At 57.8% G+C, this 22,368-nt stretch carries 29 protein-coding genes and 1 tRNA gene; 5 read left to right on the top strand and 25 right to left on the bottom strand.

Features of this window, described 5'->3' with window-relative positions; genetic code table 11:
• From ACQRD3_RS06260 to ACQRD3_RS06220, 9 genes are all read right to left on the bottom strand, one after another.
• On the bottom strand, positions 1-699 hold a 699-nt coding region (locus ACQRD3_RS06260), incomplete at its 3' end, for a type IV secretory system conjugative DNA transfer family protein (protein WP_427780468.1).
• Positions 700-771: 72 nt separating this feature from the next.
• Positions 772-1,506, bottom strand: coding sequence for a DUF3801 domain-containing protein (locus ACQRD3_RS06255; protein ID WP_427780467.1), 735 nt, complete (start codon positions 1,504-1,506; stop codon positions 772-774).
• A complete protein-coding gene (locus tag ACQRD3_RS06250; protein ID WP_427780466.1) occupies positions 1,487-2,893 on the bottom strand; it encodes a relaxase/mobilization nuclease domain-containing protein in 1,407 nt (468 codons plus the stop codon). The genes ACQRD3_RS06255 and ACQRD3_RS06250 overlap by 20 nt, the downstream gene beginning before the upstream one ends.
• Positions 2,893-3,204, bottom strand: a complete 312-nt coding sequence (locus ACQRD3_RS06245; RefSeq protein ID WP_427780465.1) for a plasmid mobilization protein — start codon at positions 3,202-3,204, stop codon at positions 2,893-2,895. The genes ACQRD3_RS06250 and ACQRD3_RS06245 overlap by 1 nt, the downstream gene beginning before the upstream one ends.
• 513 nt (positions 3,205-3,717) lie before the next feature.
• A complete protein-coding gene (locus tag ACQRD3_RS06240) occupies positions 3,718-4,446 on the bottom strand; it encodes a DNA-methyltransferase (RefSeq protein WP_116722050.1) in 729 nt (242 codons plus the stop codon).
• Positions 4,436-5,026: a hypothetical protein gene (locus ACQRD3_RS06235; RefSeq protein ID WP_116722049.1), complete on the bottom strand. Its 591-nt coding sequence runs from the start codon at positions 5,024-5,026 to the stop codon at positions 4,436-4,438. Before ACQRD3_RS06235 ends, ACQRD3_RS06240 begins: the two co-directional genes overlap by 11 nt.
• Complete coding sequence (locus ACQRD3_RS06230; protein WP_427780463.1) at positions 5,027-5,800, bottom strand: hypothetical protein; 774 nt, start codon at positions 5,798-5,800, stop codon at positions 5,027-5,029.
• Positions 5,797-6,438: a hypothetical protein gene (locus ACQRD3_RS06225; protein WP_427780461.1), complete on the bottom strand. Its 642-nt coding sequence runs from the start codon at positions 6,436-6,438 to the stop codon at positions 5,797-5,799. The genes ACQRD3_RS06230 and ACQRD3_RS06225 overlap by 4 nt, the downstream gene beginning before the upstream one ends.
• 14 nt (positions 6,439-6,452) lie before the next feature.
• Positions 6,453-7,211, bottom strand: a complete 759-nt coding sequence (locus tag ACQRD3_RS06220; protein WP_427780459.1) for a phosphoadenosine phosphosulfate reductase — start codon at positions 7,209-7,211, stop codon at positions 6,453-6,455.
• 112 nt (positions 7,212-7,323) lie between these two features.
• Here ACQRD3_RS06220 and ACQRD3_RS06215 point away from each other — a divergent pair, with 112 nt between their 5' ends.
• A complete protein-coding gene (locus tag ACQRD3_RS06215) occupies positions 7,324-7,596 on the top strand; it encodes an HU family DNA-binding protein (RefSeq protein ID WP_116722047.1) in 273 nt (90 codons plus the stop codon).
• 41 nt (positions 7,597-7,637) lie between these two features.
• Here the strand turns inward: ACQRD3_RS06215 and metK are convergent, their stop codons facing one another.
• From metK to ACQRD3_RS06145, 14 genes are all read right to left on the bottom strand, one after another.
• Positions 7,638-8,789, bottom strand: a complete 1,152-nt coding sequence (gene metK, locus ACQRD3_RS06210; RefSeq protein ID WP_427780457.1) for a methionine adenosyltransferase — start codon at positions 8,787-8,789, stop codon at positions 7,638-7,640.
• A complete protein-coding gene (locus tag ACQRD3_RS06205; RefSeq protein WP_235254765.1) occupies positions 8,779-9,168 on the bottom strand; it encodes a DUF3846 domain-containing protein in 390 nt (129 codons plus the stop codon). Before ACQRD3_RS06205 ends, metK begins: the two co-directional genes overlap by 11 nt.
• 85 nt (positions 9,169-9,253) lie before the next feature.
• Complete coding sequence (locus tag ACQRD3_RS06200; protein WP_427780455.1) at positions 9,254-9,520, bottom strand: hypothetical protein; 267 nt, start codon at positions 9,518-9,520, stop codon at positions 9,254-9,256.
• Between the two features lie 88 nt (positions 9,521-9,608).
• Positions 9,609-10,115, bottom strand: coding sequence for a gamma-glutamylcyclotransferase family protein (locus ACQRD3_RS06195; RefSeq protein WP_347564066.1), 507 nt, complete (start codon positions 10,113-10,115; stop codon positions 9,609-9,611).
• A 1-nt stretch (position 10,116) separates the two neighbouring features.
• Entirely contained in the window at positions 10,117-10,365 is a 249-nt protein-coding gene (locus tag ACQRD3_RS06190; protein ID WP_427780453.1) for a hypothetical protein, read from the bottom strand.
• A 5-nt stretch (positions 10,366-10,370) separates the two neighbouring features.
• Positions 10,371-11,333, bottom strand: a complete 963-nt coding sequence (locus ACQRD3_RS06185; RefSeq protein ID WP_427780452.1) for an amidoligase family protein — start codon at positions 11,331-11,333, stop codon at positions 10,371-10,373.
• The gene (gene dcm, locus ACQRD3_RS06180; protein ID WP_427780450.1) at positions 11,330-12,475 is read right to left on the bottom strand and encodes a DNA (cytosine-5-)-methyltransferase; all 1,146 of its coding nucleotides are present in this window, start codon (positions 12,473-12,475) and stop codon (positions 11,330-11,332) included. The genes ACQRD3_RS06185 and dcm overlap by 4 nt, the downstream gene beginning before the upstream one ends.
• A gap of 14 nt (positions 12,476-12,489) precedes the next feature.
• A complete protein-coding gene (locus ACQRD3_RS06175) occupies positions 12,490-12,792 on the bottom strand; it encodes a hypothetical protein (RefSeq protein WP_427780449.1) in 303 nt (100 codons plus the stop codon).
• A complete protein-coding gene (locus ACQRD3_RS06170) occupies positions 12,782-13,708 on the bottom strand; it encodes a plasmid segregation actin-type ATPase ParM (RefSeq protein ID WP_427780447.1) in 927 nt (308 codons plus the stop codon). The genes ACQRD3_RS06175 and ACQRD3_RS06170 overlap by 11 nt, the downstream gene beginning before the upstream one ends.
• Positions 13,705-14,760, bottom strand: a complete 1,056-nt coding sequence (locus tag ACQRD3_RS06165; RefSeq protein ID WP_427780445.1) for a DUF4240 domain-containing protein — start codon at positions 14,758-14,760, stop codon at positions 13,705-13,707. Before ACQRD3_RS06165 ends, ACQRD3_RS06170 begins: the two co-directional genes overlap by 4 nt.
• The gene (locus ACQRD3_RS06160) at positions 14,747-15,175 is read right to left on the bottom strand and encodes a synapsin-1 (Synapsin I) (protein ID WP_427780444.1); all 429 of its coding nucleotides are present in this window, start codon (positions 15,173-15,175) and stop codon (positions 14,747-14,749) included. Before ACQRD3_RS06160 ends, ACQRD3_RS06165 begins: the two co-directional genes overlap by 14 nt.
• Positions 15,126-16,076, bottom strand: coding sequence for a hypothetical protein (locus tag ACQRD3_RS06155; RefSeq protein ID WP_427780442.1), 951 nt, complete (start codon positions 16,074-16,076; stop codon positions 15,126-15,128). The genes ACQRD3_RS06160 and ACQRD3_RS06155 overlap by 50 nt, the downstream gene beginning before the upstream one ends.
• Positions 16,076-16,450 carry a single-stranded DNA-binding protein gene (locus tag ACQRD3_RS06150; RefSeq protein ID WP_412625087.1) on the bottom strand — a complete coding sequence of 125 codons (375 nt, stop codon included), beginning with the start codon at positions 16,448-16,450 and terminating at the stop codon, positions 16,076-16,078. Before ACQRD3_RS06150 ends, ACQRD3_RS06155 begins: the two co-directional genes overlap by 1 nt.
• Before the next feature lie 84 nt (positions 16,451-16,534).
• Positions 16,535-18,610 carry an S-layer homology domain-containing protein gene (locus tag ACQRD3_RS06145; RefSeq protein ID WP_427780439.1) on the bottom strand — a complete coding sequence of 692 codons (2,076 nt, stop codon included), beginning with the start codon at positions 18,608-18,610 and terminating at the stop codon, positions 16,535-16,537.
• Between ACQRD3_RS06145 and ACQRD3_RS06140 the strand changes: the two genes are divergently transcribed.
• A complete protein-coding gene (locus tag ACQRD3_RS06140; RefSeq protein ID WP_427780438.1) occupies positions 18,593-18,871 on the top strand; it encodes a hypothetical protein in 279 nt (92 codons plus the stop codon). The genes ACQRD3_RS06145 and ACQRD3_RS06140 overlap by 18 nt on opposite strands.
• Positions 18,872-19,080: 209 nt before the next feature.
• Here the strand turns inward: ACQRD3_RS06140 and ACQRD3_RS06135 are convergent, their stop codons facing one another.
• Entirely contained in the window at positions 19,081-19,512 is a 432-nt protein-coding gene (locus tag ACQRD3_RS06135; RefSeq protein WP_427780436.1) for a translation initiation factor 2, read from the bottom strand.
• Positions 19,513-19,904: 392 nt separating this feature from the next.
• Positions 19,905-19,990: transfer RNA gene (locus ACQRD3_RS06130), tRNA-Leu, on the bottom strand.
• A gap of 172 nt (positions 19,991-20,162) precedes the next feature.
• Between ACQRD3_RS06130 and ACQRD3_RS06125 the strand changes: the two genes are divergently transcribed.
• The 3 genes from ACQRD3_RS06125 to rplS all read left to right on the top strand — a co-directional run bounded on the left by ACQRD3_RS06125 (position 20,163) and on the right by rplS (position 22,260).
• Positions 20,163-21,131, top strand: coding sequence for a M23 family metallopeptidase (locus ACQRD3_RS06125; protein WP_427780434.1), 969 nt, complete (start codon positions 20,163-20,165; stop codon positions 21,129-21,131).
• Entirely contained in the window at positions 21,128-21,742 is a 615-nt protein-coding gene (locus tag ACQRD3_RS06120; RefSeq protein ID WP_080908460.1) for a site-2 protease family protein, read from the top strand. The genes ACQRD3_RS06125 and ACQRD3_RS06120 overlap by 4 nt, the downstream gene beginning before the upstream one ends.
• 176 nt (positions 21,743-21,918) lie before the next feature.
• Positions 21,919-22,260: a 50S ribosomal protein L19 gene (gene rplS / locus ACQRD3_RS06115; protein ID WP_427780433.1), complete on the top strand. Its 342-nt coding sequence runs from the start codon at positions 21,919-21,921 to the stop codon at positions 22,258-22,260.
• Positions 22,261-22,368 lie beyond the last annotated feature (108 nt).

Raw genomic sequence — 22,368 nt, 5'->3', positions numbered from 1 at the left:
CGACCAGAACGGATCGGACTCGTGACTGCCCTTGGGCGTCGTTGCCTGGATCAGCGTGTTGACCAGCTTCAGCGCGTCTTTTTCATCCCGCAGGTAGCGGAACGGGTTATAGCCGTCTGACTGCGACAGATCTACCAGATTCAGCACTCGGATGTCGTATCCCTGCCGTTTCAGATACCCTCCGGTGGCGGTCAGCACCTCCATCTTCGGGTCCGTGATCACATAGTTGCTGTTTGCTTCCAGAATGTTGGGCTTGACATAGCCGCGGGTTTTGGCCGCGCCGCTGCCGCCAATGACCAGCACATTCAGTGAGCGCCGGTGCTTGTGGGTATCCAGCCCCAGCCGCACATGGCGGGTGAGGATCTTGTTCTGCTTTTGACGGAACTGCGCGTTGAGCTGCCGGGGCGAGCCCCATGCGGCGGAGCCGTGTTCCTCTCCGTCCCGTGTCCTGCCCTGTCCGGAAGCATAGAGACACAGCCCCATGAGATACGCGCCGGTGCAGACGAGAATGGACAACAGACTCTTGTCTGTCCATTGGATCTGGAAGGGCTGTTCCAGCGCGGCAGTTAAGTTTGATAGCAGCTCCGGCAGACCGCCGCCAAGGGACTGGGCGATCAGCAGCGCCGCCCATATCACAGGGATATAGAGGAACAGCGCAAGTACCAGATCCGTTGTTTGGGATGTCTTTTTCAGCCGCATCACCTCCTGCATAAAAAATACGAGGCCGGCAGAGCATTCCACTCTGCCGGCCTTGCTGACGAAACGGCTTTCTTACTTTGTCCTGTCCGGTCGTACTTTTTGACGGACCTTTTCCTTGGCCGGGGCAGACTTCTGCCGGGTATCGAGCTGCGCCTGATAGCCTTTCAGCCGTTCCAGAACCGAAGGCCGCTCACTCGTCATCGTCCCGGCAGTCGTTTCCCTGCCGCTGGATGAGGTCGATCTGCCTTTGGTATCTGGCAAGTCTGTTCCCGACCGAGATTCTTTTTTTGGCGCCACCTCCTGCCGCTTGCCCGCAGACGGTGTCACAGGCGTTTCCCCCTGCTGGGGGCGTTGCTGCTCGCGCTGCGGCGCCTCCTGTCCCACACGGGCTTCCTGCTCCTTAGAGGGGGCATCCTGCCGCGCCTGCTCCGGCTGCCCGGTATATCGGATGCGCTCAAAGATCATATTGGCGCGGTCGACCTCCGTTACCGGCATGATCACATCCACGACTTTTCCCTTGTTATCCGAATCACGGATGGCAGAGAACAGGATCTTCTGTTTTCCTGCCCGCTGCCTGAATTGCTGATACTGCTCTGGAGACATGGCGAACCGCCGCACATCGCGGGTCTCCTTCAGCATCTTTGCCAGATTGACTTTGCCGGAAATGGTCTTGTGTTTTTCCGCCAGCGCCATGGTGAGCGCCAGCACATTTTTAATGGCGGAGCCGCTCAGCCGGACAGCGACCTCGCTGCCGGAGAGCATCATGCGTACCAGCTGGTCCGCCGCTTCACCGCCTCCGATGTTCATGTTCCCGCACCTCCTTCTGGTGTTCTTCTGTTTTCTGGATGTCCTGCTCCATTATAGGCGTCTGCTGGCAGATCTCCCGGCAGAGCTTCAGCTTTTCCCGCTCCGCCCGGATATTCCGATTCACCTCTGAGAGCTGCTCATACACCTCTGCCTTTTCTTCCTTCAGCACCTCCTGTGGAATGCCGCTGTCCTCCAGCAGCTTCACGGCTTTCATATACTGCTCAAACTCCTGCTCCATGCCGGTGAGCCCTTCCTCGTATAACGCCCTGCTGGGTTCCAGCGCCTCCGCGTCTGCCAGCGCCGCGTAGAGCGGCAGGCGTTTCTTCTTCCGCACGTTGAGGAGGGTCCGCTGCCTTGTCAATCTGCCCAGCGTTTCCTCTGTGCGTTGTTCGAATGCCGCCATGTCAGCAGGCGTTGTGATGTCATTTTCCCGCAGGAACGCGAACTGTGCCTGATACCGTTCAAAGCGCATGACCGCCTGCCGCAGATGCGGCGTCATGCGGGGCGGATACTGCCGCTTTTCGATCTTGCCCAGCAGATAGAGATAATGGACATAGAGGGCGAGAAAACCGCTGTATCTGGGATGCTTCCGATATGGCTGATACGCCAGACGCGCAGGCAAGACAGGACGCAGTCCCGCTTCGATCTGTTCCAGGTTGCCCTGGATGGCAGCACGGATTCCGTCCTCTGTGAACGGCGGATCTCGCCTGCCGGGGTACTGGAATCGCTCCTGCCCCCGCAGGCGGAAGCCGAGCCTGCCGCCATGATGGATCTCATACCCCTTATGCTCCATGAGCAGGAAGAAGTGGCCGAGGTCGTTGGCGTCCCGGATGGCATCCCGCAGATCTGCCTCCAGCATGGAACGGAAGGTGGGCTGCCCCTTGGACTGGCGCAGCCACTCAATGTAGCTGACCGACCTGGCAGGCGCGCCCTGCACGATGACGGACAATCCATGCTCCCGGCAGAGCCGGTCTGAAATGGCACGGATCTGCTGGTAGTAGCTTCGGGCGTTGCTGTGATATTTTTCTCCGGTGAGCTGGTTGATGGAATTGAATGCGATATGGGCGTGGATGTGTTCCCGGTCGGTATGGATGCCGATGACTGCCTGGTATCCGGGCAGATGCTCCCGCACGAATTCCTGCGCGATCTCCAGCGCCAGTTCCGGCTCGATCTCGCCCGGACGGAAGGACTGGATGATATGATAGAGCTGCACTCCGTCTGTTTTGTTCCAGCGGATCTTGGCATCCTGCATCTCGGCGCAGGCACTTTTGATTGAGCACCCCTGCGTGGCAGTCAACACCTGTTCCTCCGTCTTGTCACCGTTGACCACATAGGCAATGGCCTGAGCCAAACCGCCTCTGCGGGCAAGGATTTTTGTGACTGCCATTACTGTTTCACCAATTCTGTCATTTTTGTCTCTATCGTCCGCATCAGAAACTTCAGTTCCCGGATATCCTCCTTCGTAGCAAAACCGGCGTTGGCTTTCCGGACGATCTGATTGATGTTCTTGCCGATGCGGTTGATCTCCACATACAGGTCGTGAAGCTCCTGCGGCGGCCGCTGGCGGATGGTAACGCCGCCGATCATCTCCCGGATCGCCGCGCTGACCGGCAGGCCGGAAACGGCACAGATCTGCGACAGCTTCCTGCGCTCCGCGTCGGTCAGCCGGACGGAGATCATGTGTGTTTTTTCGGGCATATCGCCCTCCTTTCCCGCGGCGCTGCCGCAAAATCTTCCGCCCGCAGGCGGCATTGGGGACTGGGGATGCCCCCAGCAAGCGCGTTTGTCATACAAACGCTATGCTTGCGCCAGCGCCGCCCACGGCGGCGTTGGCTGTTCCCCGCCGTCGGCGGGGCGTTTTTTGAGAGGTAGGTTGATTCCAATACAGGCGGACACGGTCCGCACCTTTTCCAGAAAAAAGAAATGTCTGGCAGCAGCGCCAGACATCCGGTTTCGCAGGGTCCTTCCGCACAGGGTGTCAATGTAACACCCAAAATAGAAACGGCAGGGTGTCATCAAGACACCCTGCCCGTTCAAATATTGAATCAACGCTCGATCTCTTCCGTTTTCTACCTGCTGTTTCGTGCAGTAGTTCGAGCTGCGTCGAAGGGAAGGACGAATCCTTCTACCTGTTGATAATAGCTCGTCTGCTCCTCTACAAAGAATGCCACAAGAGGCGCATAGCAAGTGCTGTTGCCACACAGCGCAGGCTCAGGCGGCGCACGCCAGTTCCTTCCGAATACGTTCCCGTGCCAGCTCCGCATAGGTGTCTGTGACTTCGATGCCGGTGGCGGTATAGCCCTCCTGCACAGCCGCCAGCACCGTGGTACCGCTGCCGGCAAAGGGGTCCAGAATATGCCCGCCCGGTTCCGTAATCTTCACAATGTCCCGCATCAGCTGCAGCGGCTTCTCCGTCAGATGGATGCGGCTCTGGGGATTGCCGTATTTGAACACCCCCGGCAGACACGGGACCGGACGGCTGATGGGCATATCGCCGTTGGAGCCCCAGACGATATACTCCGCCTGCTGACGGAAGCGCCCCTTCTGCGGGCGGCTGTTGCCCTTATCCCAAACTGCGGTGCCGCGCCAGATCCAACCGGCCCACTGGAGAGCGTCTGTCGCCGCGGGAAGCTGCCGCCAGTCGATGAACATACATACCGGCGCACCGCTCTTGCATACCTTTCGCGCTTCATACAACCACTCCGCCGCCCAGCGGGTCCAGGAGCGCTGGTCCTTGGCGTCCCCATCGAAAGGGGGCGGTGCGTTCTCGCCCATGCTGGAATACTTTCTGGCTGTGGATTTGTTTTTCTCCGTCTGGGTGCGCCCACCGGACGCATAGGGCGGATCGGTGATGACAGCGTCAAAGGTGTTGGGGGCAAAGGTCCCCAGCACCTTCAGGGCATCACCCTGGAGGATGCTCCATTTCTGATTATCGCTCATGCTCATGCTTCTCCTTCTTTTTCGTTCGATTTTCGCGGGGCGGAGACAGCTCCGTCTCCACATATTCGCTGATGATTCCCAGTGCTTCCTCGTAGCTGTGGCACGCTCCGCCCATGATGCGGGTCTGCATTTCCTTTGCTTCTGCCGCCATGCCATTCTGCCGAAGAACTCTGGCGGCAATACCCATCAGATGGAAGATGTTGCCGTCCTGCCCCAGCAGAGGGCAGAGAGGGCGGGGGTTCTCCTGCCGGGCGGAGCGAAACCCGCCCAGCCTGTTGGGAACATAGTCGGACAGCCATGTGCCGCCGAATGCGCCGTGGGTCTGCAAACGCCACATCGCCAGCTTCCCCATATCCACCTGAATGTTCTCGAAGGGGAACAGCAGATTGTTGAGTCCATCGTGCTGAAAAACCTTGACCGTCTCAAAGCGGCTGCCATTCTGCAGGATGCCGTCCTGCGTCAGCAGGTCATTGATGCCATCCAGCCACTCCTGCGCCTCTCCGCCGCAGCCCTGCAGCACCAGTCCCTCCTGATGCTCCATATCCCGCAGATCGTCCGCAGTGATCCTCTCAATTGGCATTTATCTCTCCTTTCTTTTGGGATGCCGTGCAGGCGGCGTCCGGCCAATGGTTTTCTGATCCGTCAACACGGGGATGCCCAGCTCACCGGCTTTATAGATCTCCTGCCACATCCCATCCGTCCAGACCGGACCGTACACATTCATCTGCTGGCAGGATTCCAGCAGGCGCAGTCCCATCGCCCTGGCTTTTTCATCCTGGGCGGGATCGTCGGGATCTGCGACAGGCGGGAACAGCAGATGCGGACAGATAGGGATATTTCCCTCCACAAACACCTCCTGCGCTTTCTGCCGCGCAAACTCCACATTGTTTGTCACATCGCCCCGCAGCGGAGCACAGATATAGACCAGCTTGGGGCCGCTCCGTTCCAGCTCCGGCGTGCGCTCCCGGAATGCGGACAGATACTGACCGACGGCATCCCGCAGAGCGGCATAGTCCGCGGCAGTGGGATGATAGGCGTACCATTCCACTTTTCCGTAGTCATCCCACAGGTGGGGAATGACGCCGCTGCGGAAGTTGGGATTGTTCGGCACCTGCTTTTTACCCCAGACATCCTGAAAGCGCAGCAGCGTCCGGTCCACCACGCCCTCCGTGCGGTTGAGCACCGTGAGGCGGATGGCGTCATATTGGCTGGAGATATGGGTAGAGAGAAACTCCGCCCGTACACGCAGGTCCTTTCCGAGATCTCCCACGCACACACGCCCGGAGAATTGAGGCCGATCCACGAGATTGCTGTGTTCAAACAGCTTTCGCAGCTCCTGCTCATACACGGTCATCGCTCCACACCTCGTTTCTTTGGCGTTTTTGTTTTCATAGGACTTACTTCTTTTTGCAGAGGTTTCAAGGTCTCACGCCCGATGCCGCGGATCACGCTGCGGCTCTTGCCGCTCAGGACAAAGGTATCCCTTGTATCGTTGCGGACTTCCTCGCAGGGCAGGATCACGGCAGAACCGGTGATGCGGATATCCCCCTGCACCGTGCCATACACCTTGCAGTTGCCGGACAGGATGGGAGTCCCCATCGTATGGGGATCGTGAATGATCTGCGCGTTTCCGGAAGCCAGCGCTTTTCCGGTCATGGAGGCCCCGCGGAGATAGGCGTTGTCCTCGGCGCGGCTGTGGCCGCTCATCACGCTGCCTTTGGAAACATAGGCGCTGCCGCAGGCAATGGCATCACCCCGCAGACAGGCGTCCCAATCCACATAGGCATTGCCCGCTGCAATGGCGTCATCGAAGATCCACGCGCAGTCTCCCGGCTCTGCGGACAGGTTGCTTTCGCTTTCCACGAAACCGCCTATGTCGCCTGCGCAAATCTCACCGCAGATATCCCGCAGCGCACGGATGCGGTGCAGGAACGGATATTCCTCATGGGCCATGTCTGTGATCTCATATTTCTGATTGCTGATGGTTCTCATCTCCTTTTTCTTTTTTATGCCGCTTTTGGGCACAGGGCATCTTCTTTTCGGAATGCCGCATCGATGTCGGAAAAGCGCTCCGTGCGGTTGAATTTCTCGGACACCTTTCCCGGCATTGCCTGCAGCTCCAGCATTTTCGCCCACAGCTCCGGATGGTGGTCATAGAGGTGCCGCAGTTCCTTCCGCTTGGCATTCGGGCAGAACCAGCAGCCGCCACGGTCTGTGAACGCATAGACTGGAGAAAGCAGCCCTGCCGTTTGGCAGAGCTGCTTTGCATCCTCTTCGGTGTAGTGATATTTTTCCAGCAGGGACACCTGATTTTTCTGCAAGCGGCACAAGCGCACCGGCTCATCGCTGGCGATGCCCACATACTGCACAGTATCCGGCGTCAGAGTCCTGTTATACCGGCGGATGGGACGGAGTTTGCAGTCCCGCTGAACGTAGCAATGCCCGCACAGAGGGAATCCGCGCCGAAGTCCTTTTTTCGGACCGCGAGTAACTGTTCCTGCAAACAAATCCAGATAAGTCTTATCCGAACGCAGCACACGGACCGGGATGCCCAACCGTTCCAGTCTGGGGAGCGCAGTCTCATAGATGAATGCCCGATGCTCCGGCACCTCGCCGGAGGTCCTTTTATCGAACATCACCTCACAGTAGACCGCTTCATCCAGCGGTTCCCCGTGCTCCAGCGCCAGCAGGATCGTGGCAAGGCTGTCTTTGCCGAAGGAGCAGGACGCAATATGCAGGGTGTTCTTCTTTTCTTTTGAAATCATGATCATCCTCTCTGATTCTGTTTTTGCTGGCAGTATTGTCAGCAGGTGGGGAGTCTGCTATAATAGCGCATATCATTTCCAGTCATTTTAGATATGAAGGAGACGAAATACGATGAATAAAACAGAACTGATCACCGCTATGGCGGAAGCCAGCGGCCTGACCAAGAAGGACTGTGACACCGCTCTGAATGCGTTTGTCGACACGCTGCAGACTGCGTTGAAGTCCGGTGACAAGGTACAGCTGCTGGGCTTTGGCACCTTCGAGGTGAAAGAGCGCGCCGCCCGCACCGGCAAGAATCCCGCCACTGGAGCCACCATTGAAATCCCCGCTTCCAAAGCGCCGGCTTTCAAGCCCGGCAAGGCATTCAAGGATTCCGTGCAGTGATAATACGCCCGCGAGAGACGATCTCTCGCGGGCCTTTTCTGTTATCGGTGCGATACGCCCATGTCCTTGGCACGACAGGCACATTCCAGCACCTCTGTCATATCCGTGCGCTCCCAGGGCGCGTCCGCATGGGTGAAGTGTCCGTAATTGCAGAACTTTTGGAACATGGGCTGATCCAGTCCCAGCGTTCCGATCATGCCGTCCGGCGTCAGGTTGAATACCGTGCAGACAGCCTGTTCCAGCACATCATCGGAATAGATGCCGGTATGCTCCGTATCCACCGTCACCGCCACAGGCTGTGCCTTGCCGATGGCATAGGCAAGGCTGATGGTGCAGCGCTTGGCCAGTCCTGCCGCTACGATATTCTTGGCAATGTAACGGGCCATGTACGCGCCGCTGCGGTCCACCTTCGTTCCATCCTTGCCGGACAGCGCGCCGCCGCCATGAGGGGCGAGGCCGCCGTAGGTGTCCACCATCAGCTTGCGTCCGGTGAGTCCGGTGTCCGCTTCAAAACCGCCCTGGACAAATCGACCGGACGGATTGACCAGCACTTCGGTATGCTCGTCCAGCGGAAGTCCCTGCATGGCGGGTCGGATCACATGGCGCAGAATGTCCCGGCGCAGTTCCGGCAGGGGCAGCCCCTCCTCATGCTGGCAGGATACCACCACTGCGGCAACGCGGTACGGGACTCCAGAGCGGTATTCCACAGACACCTGCGCCTTGCCGTCCGGACGCAGGCCGGGGATAATACCCTGCCTGCGGGTATCGGTCAACAGGCGGGTCAGTCGATGGGCCAGCACCACAGGCAGAGGCAGCAGCTCCTTTGTTTCATCGCAGGCAAAACCGTACAGGATTCCCTGATCTCCTGCGCCGGTCTCCGTGCCGCCGCACACAGCTTCCGCAATGTCGGGACTCTGCTCATGGGTGATGACCTCCACTTCATAGTCGCTGCCGCCATATCCGGCTTCCCGCACCGTTCTGCAAATAATGGCAGGGATGTCCGGAATCTTCACTGCCGTGATCTCGCCTGCGGCGATGATCTTTCCGGCTGTTGCCATGACCTCGCAGGCAACGCGGGCAGCGGCGTCCTGCTCCAGACAGGCATCCACCACCGCGTCCGCGATGGTGTCGCAGAGCTTGTCGGGATGTCCCTCGGTGACTGACTCAGCGGTCAAAATGCAGTTATCTTTCATATTCATGTTTCTCCTTTTTCATTGGTTTCTTATGTGCCTCCGGCTGTTTCGGAACAGAGAGGATCATTTCGTTGCTGTATTTGTCCTTGTACTTTTCGATCTGCTGCTCCGTCAGCGAGGCAAAATCATCCTCTTTAAGACCGGCAACAAAAAATGTGCCGCAGACAATGTCATACGGCACACCGTGATCATCGGTCAGGGCGCGGTTCCACGGCAGGCCCAGCAGCTTGCCCTCATCATTGCAGACGAGCGCCACCGGGTCATCGAAGGGGTAGACTGCCTGAATGGTGCCGCCTACGAGCTCCTGCATGGCAGAAAGGGTGTGGTCGATCTCCTGCACTTCAGGCATTTCCATGGGGCGCACCACAAGGACTTTCATTTTTCCTGTGCTGATATGGGTTCCTCCTTCCCAAAAGAAAAGCGGCAGCAGCAGTTTGCACTGCCGTTGCCGCAAATGGTGATTCTTATTCTTTTTTGGATGCCAGCGTCCGGGTCTTCAGCAGGGCATTTTCCAACGCCCGATGATCTTCATGCTCCTGCCACCATTGGGGGCGCAGGAATCCCAGCGTCGCAGCCGCCCATTCATAATCGGCCCGTTCCAGAGCGCCGCGCATCAGTCCCTGCCGGAATTTCCGGTGCCGTTCCCGCACGGCCGGGTCCACGCTATCCCGGTCCAGATACAGTTCCAGAAAACCGCCGAGGACAGCGGCTTCCTCCATCGTGTAAAACATATCCGCACCCCTTTCACAAACAGGGGATATTGTAACACACGCGGCGGAAATTGCAAACAGGCTATTTCTTTCTGCTACGGCAGAGCCATTACCGTTCCGGCTCTTTGCGTCGTTCCGATTTCTTATTCCTCGGCTTATCCAGCTTTCCGGAGAACACCTCGTCAACGGTCCTGTCCCACGCAGCCTGTAATGACTCCACCGGCAGGCCGTTGGCTTCAAAGCCCCGCTGGATCACGCGGTAATAATACGGGGACGGCAGTGCAGGCTGGCGGCAATACGGCTCCGCCATGATATAGACCATGACGGGGATCTCTGCACCGGCCGCGTCTTTAACAGTCACGGTTTCTTTCGTGTAGTGGCGGGGATACCCCTCGTACCGATCCAGAGACTGTTCACAGTTTGGCGTGATCTTCCACACCAGTCCGTGGACAGTACTGCCTTTTTTCGGCGCAACGGTAGCAAAGCCGCTGCCGCGGAACCGCAGTTCGTAGTTTTCCAGCCTGACCGGCCCCACGATCTCGGCATCCGGACAGCGCTGCGCCATCTGCTCCAGATCAAGGTTGCTGCCGTAGGCAAAATACAGGTTTTCCTCCACGTCACACCTCCAGCATCGTCAGAGCGCCAAAGCGTTCCAGATGACGGAGCAGGGCTGCCGCCTGCGTTTCCGCATCGCCATCCTGCAGCGGACAGTCCATTCCCGTGGTGCGGATGACATTGTTCTGTACAAACCAGATGTAGGTCTCCACATCTGGGAACTCTGTGGGATCAAAGCTGAGATCCCGAAGCTGTTCCATGATCCCGGCTGCGGTCCCTTCGTACACGGTATCTTCAATTTGAATCTTCAAAGGCTTCACCTCTCCATTTCTCTGGATTTTTTCTTCTTTTTGTTGACTGCATAGCTGTCCTTATCGAAACGCCATGCACGGTCACCGTCCAGATTTGCCAACAGGTGGTCACGGGTATGCTTGAATTCCTCGCCGTTGAGCCCCAACCGCACCAACCAGACCCGGAAGGTGAACAGTTCATTGTCGCTGTGGGTCTTGCGCATGACCGTGCTGCGCTGGGCGATAGCCTGGGCGGAGATGGCAAGGCACAGATTCACATAGGCGGCAACTTTTCCCGCGTGGAGCGTGGAATTGAAACAGCGCCATTCCACCGTTCCCCGGTAAAAGACCGAATGCAGATTCAGTGCGTAATAGCGGGTCCAGTTATAGTGGTCTGCGCTGCCGTTATCTCCCTCATACCAGATATTCTCCAGCTGCGTCAGATCCCTTGTCTCATCCGACGAGAGCCTGCGTGCCTGCTTCAGCATGGGTTCCCGCACCTTCTGACACCAGCGGGACGCCCGGCTTTCATTGACCTGCAGCGCTTTGAACAGGATATCCTCCTTGGAGTACATGATGCCGATGAGGTTTTTCAGACTCTGCCGGTTATGATTGGCTGCGTCCACATGGACATGGATGCCGCAGGAGCTGTTGGCCCTAGCTCCTGCGTGGCGTACCTGCCGGACACACTCCTGCAGCTTGGGCAGTTCCGCATAGGTGAGCTTTGGCGTTACCATCTCCACGCGGTATCTGTAGTCACCCGTTGCACGATAGCCGCTGCCGATCTTCTGCTCCCCGTGGATGCTGGAGTCACTCATGACCGTCCACTCTTTGCCGTCCCGATCCGTCACACACCATTTATCGTAAGCGCCGCCCACATAGCGGGCGTCCGTTGCAAAATACGCGGCCAGCGCTGTTGCCGCCTGTTCACGGGTGATGCCGGTCATTTCAACTTCCACGCCGAAGCACTGGTCCTTCAGCCCGATCATGCGGCAGCACCGGCTTTCAGTTTCGCATCCACCTCCCGGATGCGGCGCCCGATGGCTTCAATGACATTGGCGGTGACGCTGTTGCCTGCCTGCTTATACGCCTGTGCATCAGACTGGATGGCGAGGATGCGGTCGATCTGCCACTCATCGAAGCCCTGCAGCCGCAGACACTCCCGCGGCATCAGACGCCGGATGCGTCCGCCACGTTCCACGATGCCCTGGATGCAGCTCGTCTCCAATGTGTGTGCGATATCCTGTCCCACACGACCACGGCGGGTATTGCTCCCGGAAAAGCCGAGATCGACGCTGTCACCGGGATTCGCCTCTTTATAGCCTTTTTTCGTGGCTTCCTTGATGAGCAGAACGCCGGAACGTTCTGCTCTATGATTGGACAGCGTTGTCTGTCCATAACGGGCAGTGAGGCAGCGGGCGGCCTCCGTTTGTCTCGCCTCCCCGGCATATAGATCCACAAAGGGTCTGTCCTGCGGAATGATATACAATCCTGTTTTGCCGCCCACACCTCCAGCGCCGGCAGTCTGCGTGCAGGCTATTCCGTCTGCGTCGTAGACACGGGAGCCTTGCGAGCCTCCGAGGACTTGTATAAGAGCTTTTCCACCTGTGCCGAAGACAGGAAATATTTTTCCGGCGCATCGGGGATCAAGATAGCAGATAAGGAACAGCCGCCTTCTGGATTGCGGGACTCCAAAATGTTTGCTGTTAAGCACCATCCATTCCACGCGGTACCCCAGGTCATTAAGCGTGGCGAGGATGACAGAAAACGTCCGGCCTTTGTCATGCGACAGCAGTCCCGGAACGTTTTCGAGCAGAAGATACGAAGGTCGTTTGGATTGAGCCAATCGGGCAATTTCAAAGAAGAGAGTGCCGCGGGTGTCGTCAAAGCCCTTTCTTCTGCCAGCGATTGAAAATGTCTGACAAGGGAATCCTCCGCACAGAAGGTCGAAGTCCGGCAGGTCTGCGGGGTCGATTTTTGTGGCATCTGGATAATATCGTTCCTCCTTTCCCGGCTCATAAATGGCCTCATAGCTGGCATTGGCGTATTTGTCGATCTCGCAGTGTCCTACACACCGGAAACCGCCCGCGCGGGTCAATCCCGTGCGGAAGCCGCCGATGCCGGCGAACATATCAAAATATCGGATCAGGTCATCTCATCCCCTTCCTGCAGGGCAAGCAAAAAGCCGAGGACGCTTTCATCTACATCCCCAGCTCTGCCGCTATCCTGCGCTTCTTCTTTGGTGAGCTGCATTCCCCGCAGTTCCTGTCGGATGGTCTGGCGAACGGCGTCCAGCAGTTCCTGCTGCCCTTTATACTCACAGACCATGCGGCAGACCGCGGCGGTGCGCTGTCCTGCGGGGATCTCCGTCAGCTTCTTCCACGCCCTGCGCTGGATGGGTGAGGACATGGAAAAGGACAGATTGATCCGCTTTTTGTTACTGCTCATCGTTCTTGGAAAGACGTTCCGCCAGCCGCTCATAGCCTTTGGCGTTGAGGGATACATCGTCAAGGATGACTGGGCGGCAAAGACCGTCCGCGGCGGATACAGTCCGCTTCAGCAGCGCTGCGCCGCCGCCCAGAAAAACAGCAGGCATGGCGCGGGTATCCAGTCCGCTCTCCGTAATGGCGGAGAGCAGGCGATGGACATAGGCGTCTGCCTGCCGGTCAATAATTTTTCTGGCATCCTCGTTGATATGGACAGCATCGCCGCGCAGCACGCTTTCCATCTGTGCCGCCGTCATAGACAGGCCCAGCGTGCGGCGGATCTGCTCACCGATCTCATCCAGACAGCGGATCATGCCAAGTTCCAGACTGCGGCAGGTCGATGCATTGGGGATACGGTTGTCCAAACGCATCAGATCCACTGTCCATCCGCCAATATCCGCCACGATCACAGAAGGCTCATCCAGCAGGATGCTCTGGGTCAAGACTGCGGCATAACCTTGCGGGAACAGGGACACCTTGCGGATGGTGATAGAGTAGTCCTGTCCCTCATAGCGGAAACTCACCGTTTTCCCATCCCGGAGCAGATAGTCCCGGAATGCATTTTTCTCCCGTCCAAAGCTGGTGAGGGGCAGTCCGGCCGCTAGATGGATCTCTGCTGCAGGCTCCGCATGACGGAAGGAGATCTCCTTTGCGATGGCTGCCAGCGTAAGGAGGTAGTAGTCCTCTGTCTGCGTTTTGTTCTTCTGAAGCGCCTGTCGCCCGCTGCCCACCACATAGAATTTTCCGCCGTATTCCAGCACGTCCTTCAGCGTATATGGCTCATGCTCATACGCCACCAGACCAGATGGAAAAGAGAAATGGGCCGTTTTCATAGCGGCATAGCCGTGGTCGACACCAACAATCATGGACTCGCTCATCTTGCTTCACCTCCACGGCTGCGTTTCTTCTTATTTGATGTCTGGCGCCAGTCATAGTCCTTTCCGGCATGGATCAGATCCCGAATCTCCTTCAGCTGCAGATTCCAGCGCGTTTGACCGTCCCACTCCGGATGCTTCGCGCAGAGCCGGGGCAGATATTTCTTCAGATCCGCGCCCTCTCTGGGAAACTCGATGCCGCCCTTATAAACGATATCCTGTTCCAACTTCATCAAAAGCGCTTCATATGCGCTCCAATCTGTCTGATCATAGGCGCTTTTCCCAGTGAGCTGCTCGTAGGCATAGTCCCCGACATAGCTCAACTGCTCAAAGCAGCAATCTCCGTAGGGAACGACATCCGCAAGGCTGTCCGGGTCTGCCAGCGCGGCAAAATAGACCTCGCGCCCCTGTGCGATGAGCCAGGCGCGAAAATCGATAAACCCATCATCGCTGCAGCCGTATTCCTTCATGATCCCTGCCGCGTCCCACAGGCCGTACTTGTCTGCGAGATCTTCATAGGCGTGGATGATGTCGTGAAAATTCTGTGCCTGCATGGGGCCCATAGAAGCCAGCCGGTCTTTCAGATAGGCCAGCATAGCGTCCATATCCTGCCCGCAGGCGTTTTTTGCCTCATGGATCAGGTCCCAGAAGGATTCTTTGTTGATCTCTGAGATCGGTTCCTTCACATTCTGTCTCTCCTTCCCAATACGTTTTTTGATGTGCGCTGCTGCACCCGCGCAGATCTTTTGATAAAACGTGCGATACTTCGGTGTGGTTTTGTCCACTTCACCGAGAATAGCACGCTCATAGGGTGTGCCGGGGACGATCTCCCAGGTAACGGTCCCAAAGTATGCCGCTTCCAGATACCGCAGCAGCGTGTGTCCGTCTGCCAGCTCAAACATTCCCCGGTTATCCTCATAGGGAAATTCTTCATAGACCTTGAGCCCGGTGACTTCTTCCGCGGCGGCATACAGCGAGAAACCGTCTGCGTCCAGCGTCGGTGCAAGCTGCACGTACTGTTCCTCCGGGGATAGCATTTCCTCATGCTGCTCCATCTGACCGCTCCTTTCTTACCCAGCCCGCAAAACGCTCTAAAAAGTGAACGCGCCCATGCACTTTCACGGCAGACACATCCAGCCCATTCATCTGCGCCTGAATGCGGCGCTGGATGGCTTTCAGCTTCTGCGGGTCATTGCAGCAATCTACGATGACATACTCGCCGCCGCTGGTGGAGAGGATTTCCCGCTTGCCGTTCTCGTCCCGGATGCCGGACAGGAGACGCTGTCCCAGCCGTTTCCGGTAGGCGTCCTGGAGCGCATCCATATCTCCGCAGACATCATGCTTTTTCAAGATCTCCGCGATCTCACAGGAAGTGATCTTCGTCTCGGCAGACAGCTTTTGCAAAATCTCCGCCTGCGCGTCAGGCGGGATTCCCGTCCGGCTGGGCATCGTTTTCTTCGCTTTCTGCATCGGCACACCTCCAATCCGCGGGCAGGATCTTCTGCTCGATGATATCCGCAATCGTCCGGAACACCTCCGCCAGCTCGCGGGATTCCTTCACGGTATCCCGCATTTCCTCCGGGGTCATCCGCGTCCCGTCCGTCCAGCAGCGGACATTTTCCTCGGACGGTGTCAGCAGGACGGCTTTTTCATACGCTTTGCAGAAAAGCGCCGCGATCTTTCCTTTCCGGTCGATCTCGGCATCCTGCTTTTTCAGTTCTTTTTTCGCTTTTTCGTATTCCAGCGCTTCGGCGGCCGCCTGCTCCCGCTGCTCTTCCGGCAGGTCCTGAAGCTGCCGGGTCAGGTCATAACCCTTGTTGATGGAAAGTTCCTTCTTATCCAGAGCCTCCTTGATAACCTCCGGGGCATTCTCATCGATCTGCATGACCTTGCCCATGGTGCGCTCACCTAGGCCGACTGCTTCTGCCAGCTCCTTGCGGGTGTCCACAGTATCGGAACTTTCCGGCAATGTTGCCGAAAGGTCTGTGCGTGTCCCTTGGTTTGCCCTGGCTTTCGCCTCGATCTCCGGCTTCAGCTTCAGTGCGATCTTGCCCAGCTCCCACTTTTCCAGATTGCGACGACCTTTCTGGGTATCCAGCGCCCACTGCTTGGCTTCCAGCAGATCCTCGAAGGAGAATACCGCCATCGTATAGGGCAGACCATGCTTTTCACACAGCGACTGTCGGTTATGCCCGTCCACGATCACCATGTCCTCATTGACGATGATGGGGGAGTAACAGCCGTTTCGCATCAGATCCTCTTCCAGAGCGGCAGACTGCTCCGCGCTCAAAGGCGGGAGCAGTTCGGCCATCTCCGGCAGGATCACAGGACTGCGCTCTGCGCTGGTGTATGTGATCCCGGTGTTTTTCATCAGGCGGCGTCCTCACTGGCGGACATATCCTCCACCGCCTGTGCCGCGTCCTCCGCCTTGCGGGGAGACAGGAATTCCACATCGCTGGCTTTGATGAGGAAACCGGGTTGGCGCTGGGGATCGTCCGCGAAGGTGATGGTCTCGAAATCGCCGGTGGCTGCCAGCTTACAGCCCTTCCACGCAAACGCCGCGCAGCGCTCGGCCAGAGGGCCGCGCACCTTGATGGAGATAAAATCGGTGAGCTTGTTGCCGTCCTTATCCTTATAGCGGCGATCCGAGGCGATACGCAGGATGGCATAGGGTTTGCCGGTGGCCTCGTTCATCTTCAGTTCCACATCGTGGGTCAGATTGCCAATGGCAGTGATTTTCAGCATATTCAGTGCTCCTTTTTTTAATGGTTAGGTTTAGTTAAAAAGTGCGGGTGGTCTGCTCTCAGACCACCCGCAGGGGGATACAATTTACTTGCTCCAGCTTTCGCTGTCACCAAGAATGGCGGTATGGGCGTTGGCAGCCTCCATGACTGCGTAGTACGCCCAATGCTTGCGGCTGACATCCGGGAAGGTGTTCAGCTTGCGGAGATTGTCCGCGATGTAGTCCTCATCCGCTTCGCGGCCCAGCAGGCGGTTGACGATGGTGATGACCTCGGCGCGGTTGATCTCGCGGTCTGCGTGGAACGAGCCGTCCCCGTAGCCGTTGATCCAGCCGTGGAGCGCGGCGTACTTGATGTATTCTGCCGCCCAATAGCCGGAAGAAACATCGTTGAAGCCGCTGAACTGCTCCATGATCTCCGCATCACCGCTGCCGTAAACATCAAAGAAACGGACAGCCATCGTGGTAAACTCAGCACGGGTAATGGCATCGTTGGGGGCAAAGATGGTCTTGCTCTTACCATAGGTAATGCCGTTGTTGCTCAGATACTTCACATAGCCGCTATACCAGGCGTGGGCAGGAATGTCCGCAAATTTGGTATTTGCCGCCGTGGAAATGGTATCACCGTTCTTCTCGGCAAGCAGACGGGCGAAGATGGCGGCGGCTTCCGCGCGGGTCATGCTGCGGCTGGGGCCAAAGGTGCCGTCCGTGTAGCCGACGATGTAAACGCCGTGGCGCTCGGTCTGCTCCACTTCGGGGACGGTCAGCTCACCGTTTTTGTCGGTCTTGCCTACGGCAGACTGACCCAGATCACCCTTGACCGTGACATTTTTGCCCTGCTGGGGAGCCTTCTTGTGGTCGGTCACGATGACCGTCACCTGATGCTTGGCGTCCAGATCTGTGCCGTCCGGCAGCTTCACCGTGATATTGCCGGTCTTACCGATGGACACTGCACTGCCGGAGATGGGGCGCTTCGTGTCCGTGCGGATGACCTTGACGGTCAGCGTCCAGCGGTCGCCGTCCGCGTCCTCATAGCCAGTAGTGACCTTGCCGTCCTCGTTGGTCTTGCCGCTGCCGGTGGGGACGGTGATCTGACCTGCCTTGTCGGTCTTGCCGGAGGCGTAGTTGTCATTCTTATCCGTGACAGCGATGCTCATGTCCGGCACAGCGGACTTGTCCTTGACAAGCTGCACGGTCACGGTGGTCTGGTCGGCGTAGTCCAGCAGGCGGCTGTTCGGCAGGCGGATGGAGATGCTGTTATCCTTGTGGAGCGCAACTGCGGCGTTTGCCACAGGATTTTTGGTGTCGGTATCGGTGACGGTCACAAGGTAGCCGCCCACAATGGCCTCACCCTTGCTGTCCGTGGTGGCGCTGTTGTAGATTTTCTCAATGGGCTGCGCCTCCAGCTTTTCACCGCACACGGTACACTCCTTGTGCTTGCTGCCCTCAGAATCGGTGGTAGGCTCCTTGTCGATGATCCAGTCGCCGGGTTTATGACCGGCAGGCTCGGTATAGTCGGTCTTGGTAGTGTCGCCACAGCGGGCGCAGGTGTTTGTGGTGTAACCCATCTCGGTGCAGGTGGGGGCGGTCACTTCGGACTTGTAATCGTGTCCCAGCACGTTTTTCAGCACTGCGCCGCACTTGGTACAGAGCTGCGGCTGGGTGCAGGTGGCATCATTGCCGGGGACATGACCTGCCGCCTCATTGCCCTCGATGCGGTGATAGCCACAGCGGGTGCAGCGGTATTCCATGACCCCCTCGCCGGTGCAGGTGGCGTTGGTAACAAGGGTTCCCTTATCCCAGCTATGGCCCAGGGAGTCCGTATAGTCTGTGACAAAGGAACTGCCGCAGCCATCGCAGCGGTGGATGGTCTTGCCGCCGCCCTCACAGGTCGCGGCGATTACATGGGATTCGTAGTTATGGGGCAGAACGGAAGTGATGTCCTCGATATGGCGGTCGCCGCAGACGGAGCACTCGCGGACGGTGTAGCCGGGGTTCATGCAGGTGGCGGCTACGGGATAGGTCTTATACTGATGCTCTCCCTTGGGCGTGGCGGTCTGCTTCATCTGGCCGCAGCGGGAGCAGAGCTCCAGCAGCTTGCCATCGGTTTCGCAGGTGGCATCGCGGATGACGATGCTCTGCCATGCGTGGCCGAGAGAGTCCACATAGTCGCGCTTTTCGATCTTGCCGCACTCGGTGCAGAGGTAACGGTCATAGCCAGGGGTGATGCAGCCAGCCTTGGTGCGGTCCAGCAGAATGAAGTGGTGGTTTTCACCGCAGCCCTTGTCGGCACAGCAATTTCCGTTGCAATGCTTGTTCTGGCAGCCGCAGTTGGGGTTAGAGCAGCCGCAGCCGCAGTTGCCGTTCTCATCTGTGGTATCATCACGGAGCCAGACATATGGAAGCGTCCCACGCGCTTCACCTGATAGCCGAGGTGGGAGAGCAGCTCCGGCAGGTCCGTTTCTCTGGCGATCTGCATTTCTGTGTCTGTGAAGCGTCTTTTGATCTCGCTTGCCATGGTGATGACCTCCTTTCTGGCGAAACGCAAAAAGCCACCCAGGGCATCCGAATATCTCGGATGCCCTGGGTGGCTTTTCCCTAAATCATGTTCTTTTGTTTTGGCTTTAATACGGGCTTACACGGCGTTATCTTCGTTGGGGGTATCCGTGTCCGCTGGAGCGGTCACGTCGGCTACACGGGGCGCGACAGAGGCCTCAGTGGGGGCGTTCTGCTCTGCGGTGTTCTCAGCGTCCGCTTCGTCCAGCGCCTGCGTGATCAGGTTCAGCACGAAGTCTCGCTGGGTGAGCTTTTTGCCGTTGCGGAGCGTCTCGCGCTCCAAGTGACGCTTGATGCGCTGGAAGAGTTCTTCGGGAATCTGGAATGCCATGGTTCTGCCTTTTTCAGTCATTTGAATGCCGCCTTTCTGATTTTCTATCATGTTGTAATAGTCTTGGATGAGGTTGGTGATGTACTCACTGGTGGTCTGACCCAGCCGTTCTCGTTCTTCACTGACCCGCTCATGTAGGTCGATGGGAATCTGAGCACACAAGTTTTTAGTGGTTGCCATTCTCGGATACCTCCTCGTTTTTTGTAACGCAAGCATACCCGAAAGGTCCAGTAAAAGCTATTACCAACACCACCAAGGAATGATAGACAAACGAAGCGAAAGCAACATAAGCACCAATGAGACGAAAAAGGCCGCCGTCCGCTCCCACATAGGGAGCCGAACGGCGGCCTGCCTTCTTATTCTTATTCTTTTTTAAGCCTCGGTGTTCGAACCACACCAGACCACAAATCTGGCAGGGCGCATCTTCAAAATGTCGCCTCTCGCTGGGCAAAACTGAAATTTTGAAAAATCGAGTTTTTGCAACTTTTTCATTCTAAAAGTGGCGCATTATATGTGAAAACGCCGCACTTTCGTGCGGCGTTTTCGGCGTTGCATCTTTCATCAACACATTTTGGTGCCGGCGGTGGGACTCGAACCCACACCCTGTTGCCAGGAACGGATTTTGAGTCCGTCACGTCTACCATTCCATCACGCCGGCAGATACAGCCCATGGGCCTGACATTAAATTATTATATCGTTTTTTGTCCGCCTTGACAAGCCTTTTTTTCATTTTTGCGGCAGGAAATGCCGGGCCGGGCCACGGACAAAAAAGAGGAATAGAACCGCCGCCTGTCTCATACAATGTCCCAGCAGCAAAAGGGGTGGGGCATATGGAAAAGACGGCGCGCTTGGAAGCCGGACGGCGGATATCTGTTGGAAAAAAAAGGCAGAAGGCTGCCCTAGGCAAACGGGAAAAACGGAGACTGATCCAGCTGACAGCCTGCCTGCTCCTGTTCCTGACGGTGTTTTTTGCCAAAGGCATGGACAGGCTGGCGGATCTGCGGGGTCACCTGGAGGCGGCGATCTGCGCGGATACGGACTTCCGGGCGGCCTTTGCGGACTTGGGCTGGTCGGTTGCCGCGGGGCGGCCGATCCGGGAGACCCTGGAAGAGTTCTGGGTGGATGTGATGATGCCGTCCGACCAGATCACTGTGGAGCCGAACGGGGGAGGGGCGCTTTACCGGCAGGCTGTGAAGGCAATGGGAGTTTCAGACGGAAAGTCGGTCTCTGTGCTGGTGGGGCTGGGTGCGGCCTCTGTTCCGGTCGATCCCATGGAGGCCAGCGTTTCCCGCCAGGCCTCGGCGGTGCAGCCGGCTCAGGAAGCTGAGCCGGAAGTGGTCCACGTAGACTATACGGGCCCCGCGCTTCCGGACAACACCACGATGGACCGGTACGCGCTTGGTCTGGGGGAAACCGTTACTCCTGTGATGGGAGCTCTCTCGTCCGATTTCGGCTGGCGGGAGCACCCCATCGACGGGGAGGAGAAATTCCACTGTGGAGTGGATCTGGCTGTGGACACCGGGACACCGGTTCTGGCGTTCGCCGCCGGAACGGTGGACTATATCGGAGAAAGCGACATCTATGGGCAATATCTTCAACTCCGCCACGCCAACGGCGTGACGACTTTCTATGCCCATTGCAGCAAGCTGTGCGTCCAGCAGGGGCAGGTCGTGGCGGCGGGGGAAAAGGTGGCCGAATCCGGCGCCACCGGCCGGGTCACAGGCCCGCATCTCCATTTTGAGGTGAAACGGAACGGGGTCCGTCTGGAGCCCCTCTATTATATCCAGACACTTTCATGACGATTGGGAAACTGGAGATCAGCGGGGGCTTCGCACTGGCTCTGGCGCTTCTGTATTATCTGGATGGGGACGAGATCGTCCCATGGGCTTTGACCGCCTGTGCCGCCCATGAGCTGGGCCACTGGTGGGTGATCCAGCGCCTGGGGGGGCGGGTGACCCGTATGCGTCTGAGCTGTTCCGGGGCGGAACTCAGGCTCTCGGCGGCCCGGCCGCTGTCCTCCGGGCGGATGATCCTGGCGGCGCTGGCCGGTCCGGCGATCAATTTTGCGCTGGCCGGGCTGGCCGCCCGGCTGGCTCGGCTGGGCGCGGGAGAGCGGCTCTATCTGTTTGCCGGACTGAACCTGGGACTGGGCTGCTTTAATCTCTTGCCTGCGGGCTGGCTGGACGGGGGAAGAGTGCTGCACGGGCTCTTTGCCGTCCTTGGGCTGGAGGAGACGGGGGGGCGGGTCGTGAGACTCTGCTCCATAGGGGCGGCGGCACTTCTGAGCGCGGTGGGGGCCTGCCTGCTCTGGCAGAGCGGCGGACGAAATTTCACTTTGCTGGCCGCATCGCTCTGGATGTGGAACGCCGCGCTCCGGGAGGAGCGGCAGGGGAACGCAGCGGCCTGGTAAGACCGGGCGGAAGGTCCCCCAAAGAACAAAAAAACTGCCGATTTTGCTTGCATCTCCATAAAATATGTGGTAAAATACTTCAGTCTCAATAAAGGGTGTTCCGCTGCGGCGCCGACCCGGAACAGCGGCGGCAGAAAGGCCGGCATGAACGCCTATAAACTTAGGAGGAAAATAGAATGGATTTAATGCAGGCTTTTACCGCCAAATATGCCAAGGCTGAACCCCCCGTGGCCAACGTGGGTGACACCGTTCGTGTCCACGTGAAGATCAAGGAAGGCAGCCGTGAGCGTGTCCAGATTTTTGAGGGCCTTGTGATCGCCAAGAAGCACGGCGGTATCGATGAGAGCATCACTGTGCGCCGCGTATCCTATGGCGTTGGCGTGGAGAAGGTGTTCCCCCTCCATGCTCCCGCTGTGGAGCAGATCGAGCTGGTCCGCAAGGGCAAGGCTCGCCGGGCGAAGCTCTACTACCTGCGCGACCGCGTGGGCAAGAGCGCCAAGCTCAAGGAGAAGCTGTAAGAACCATACGGGAAAGGAGCGGGAAACCGCTCCTTTTTTGTATATTTGCCCTGCCCGAAGGGGATTTTTTGCCTTTTCAAATGGGAAAAAATTGTGTATAATGAGATT

It is taken from the genome of Candidatus Pseudoscillospira sp. SGI.172 (assembly GCF_050313575.1).
In the GTDB taxonomy this organism is placed as follows: Bacteria; Bacillota; Clostridia; order Oscillospirales; family Oscillospiraceae; genus Vermiculatibacterium.
The sequence above is the reverse complement of the archived record's forward strand: the minus strand, read 5'-3'. Positions and strand labels throughout refer to the sequence as shown.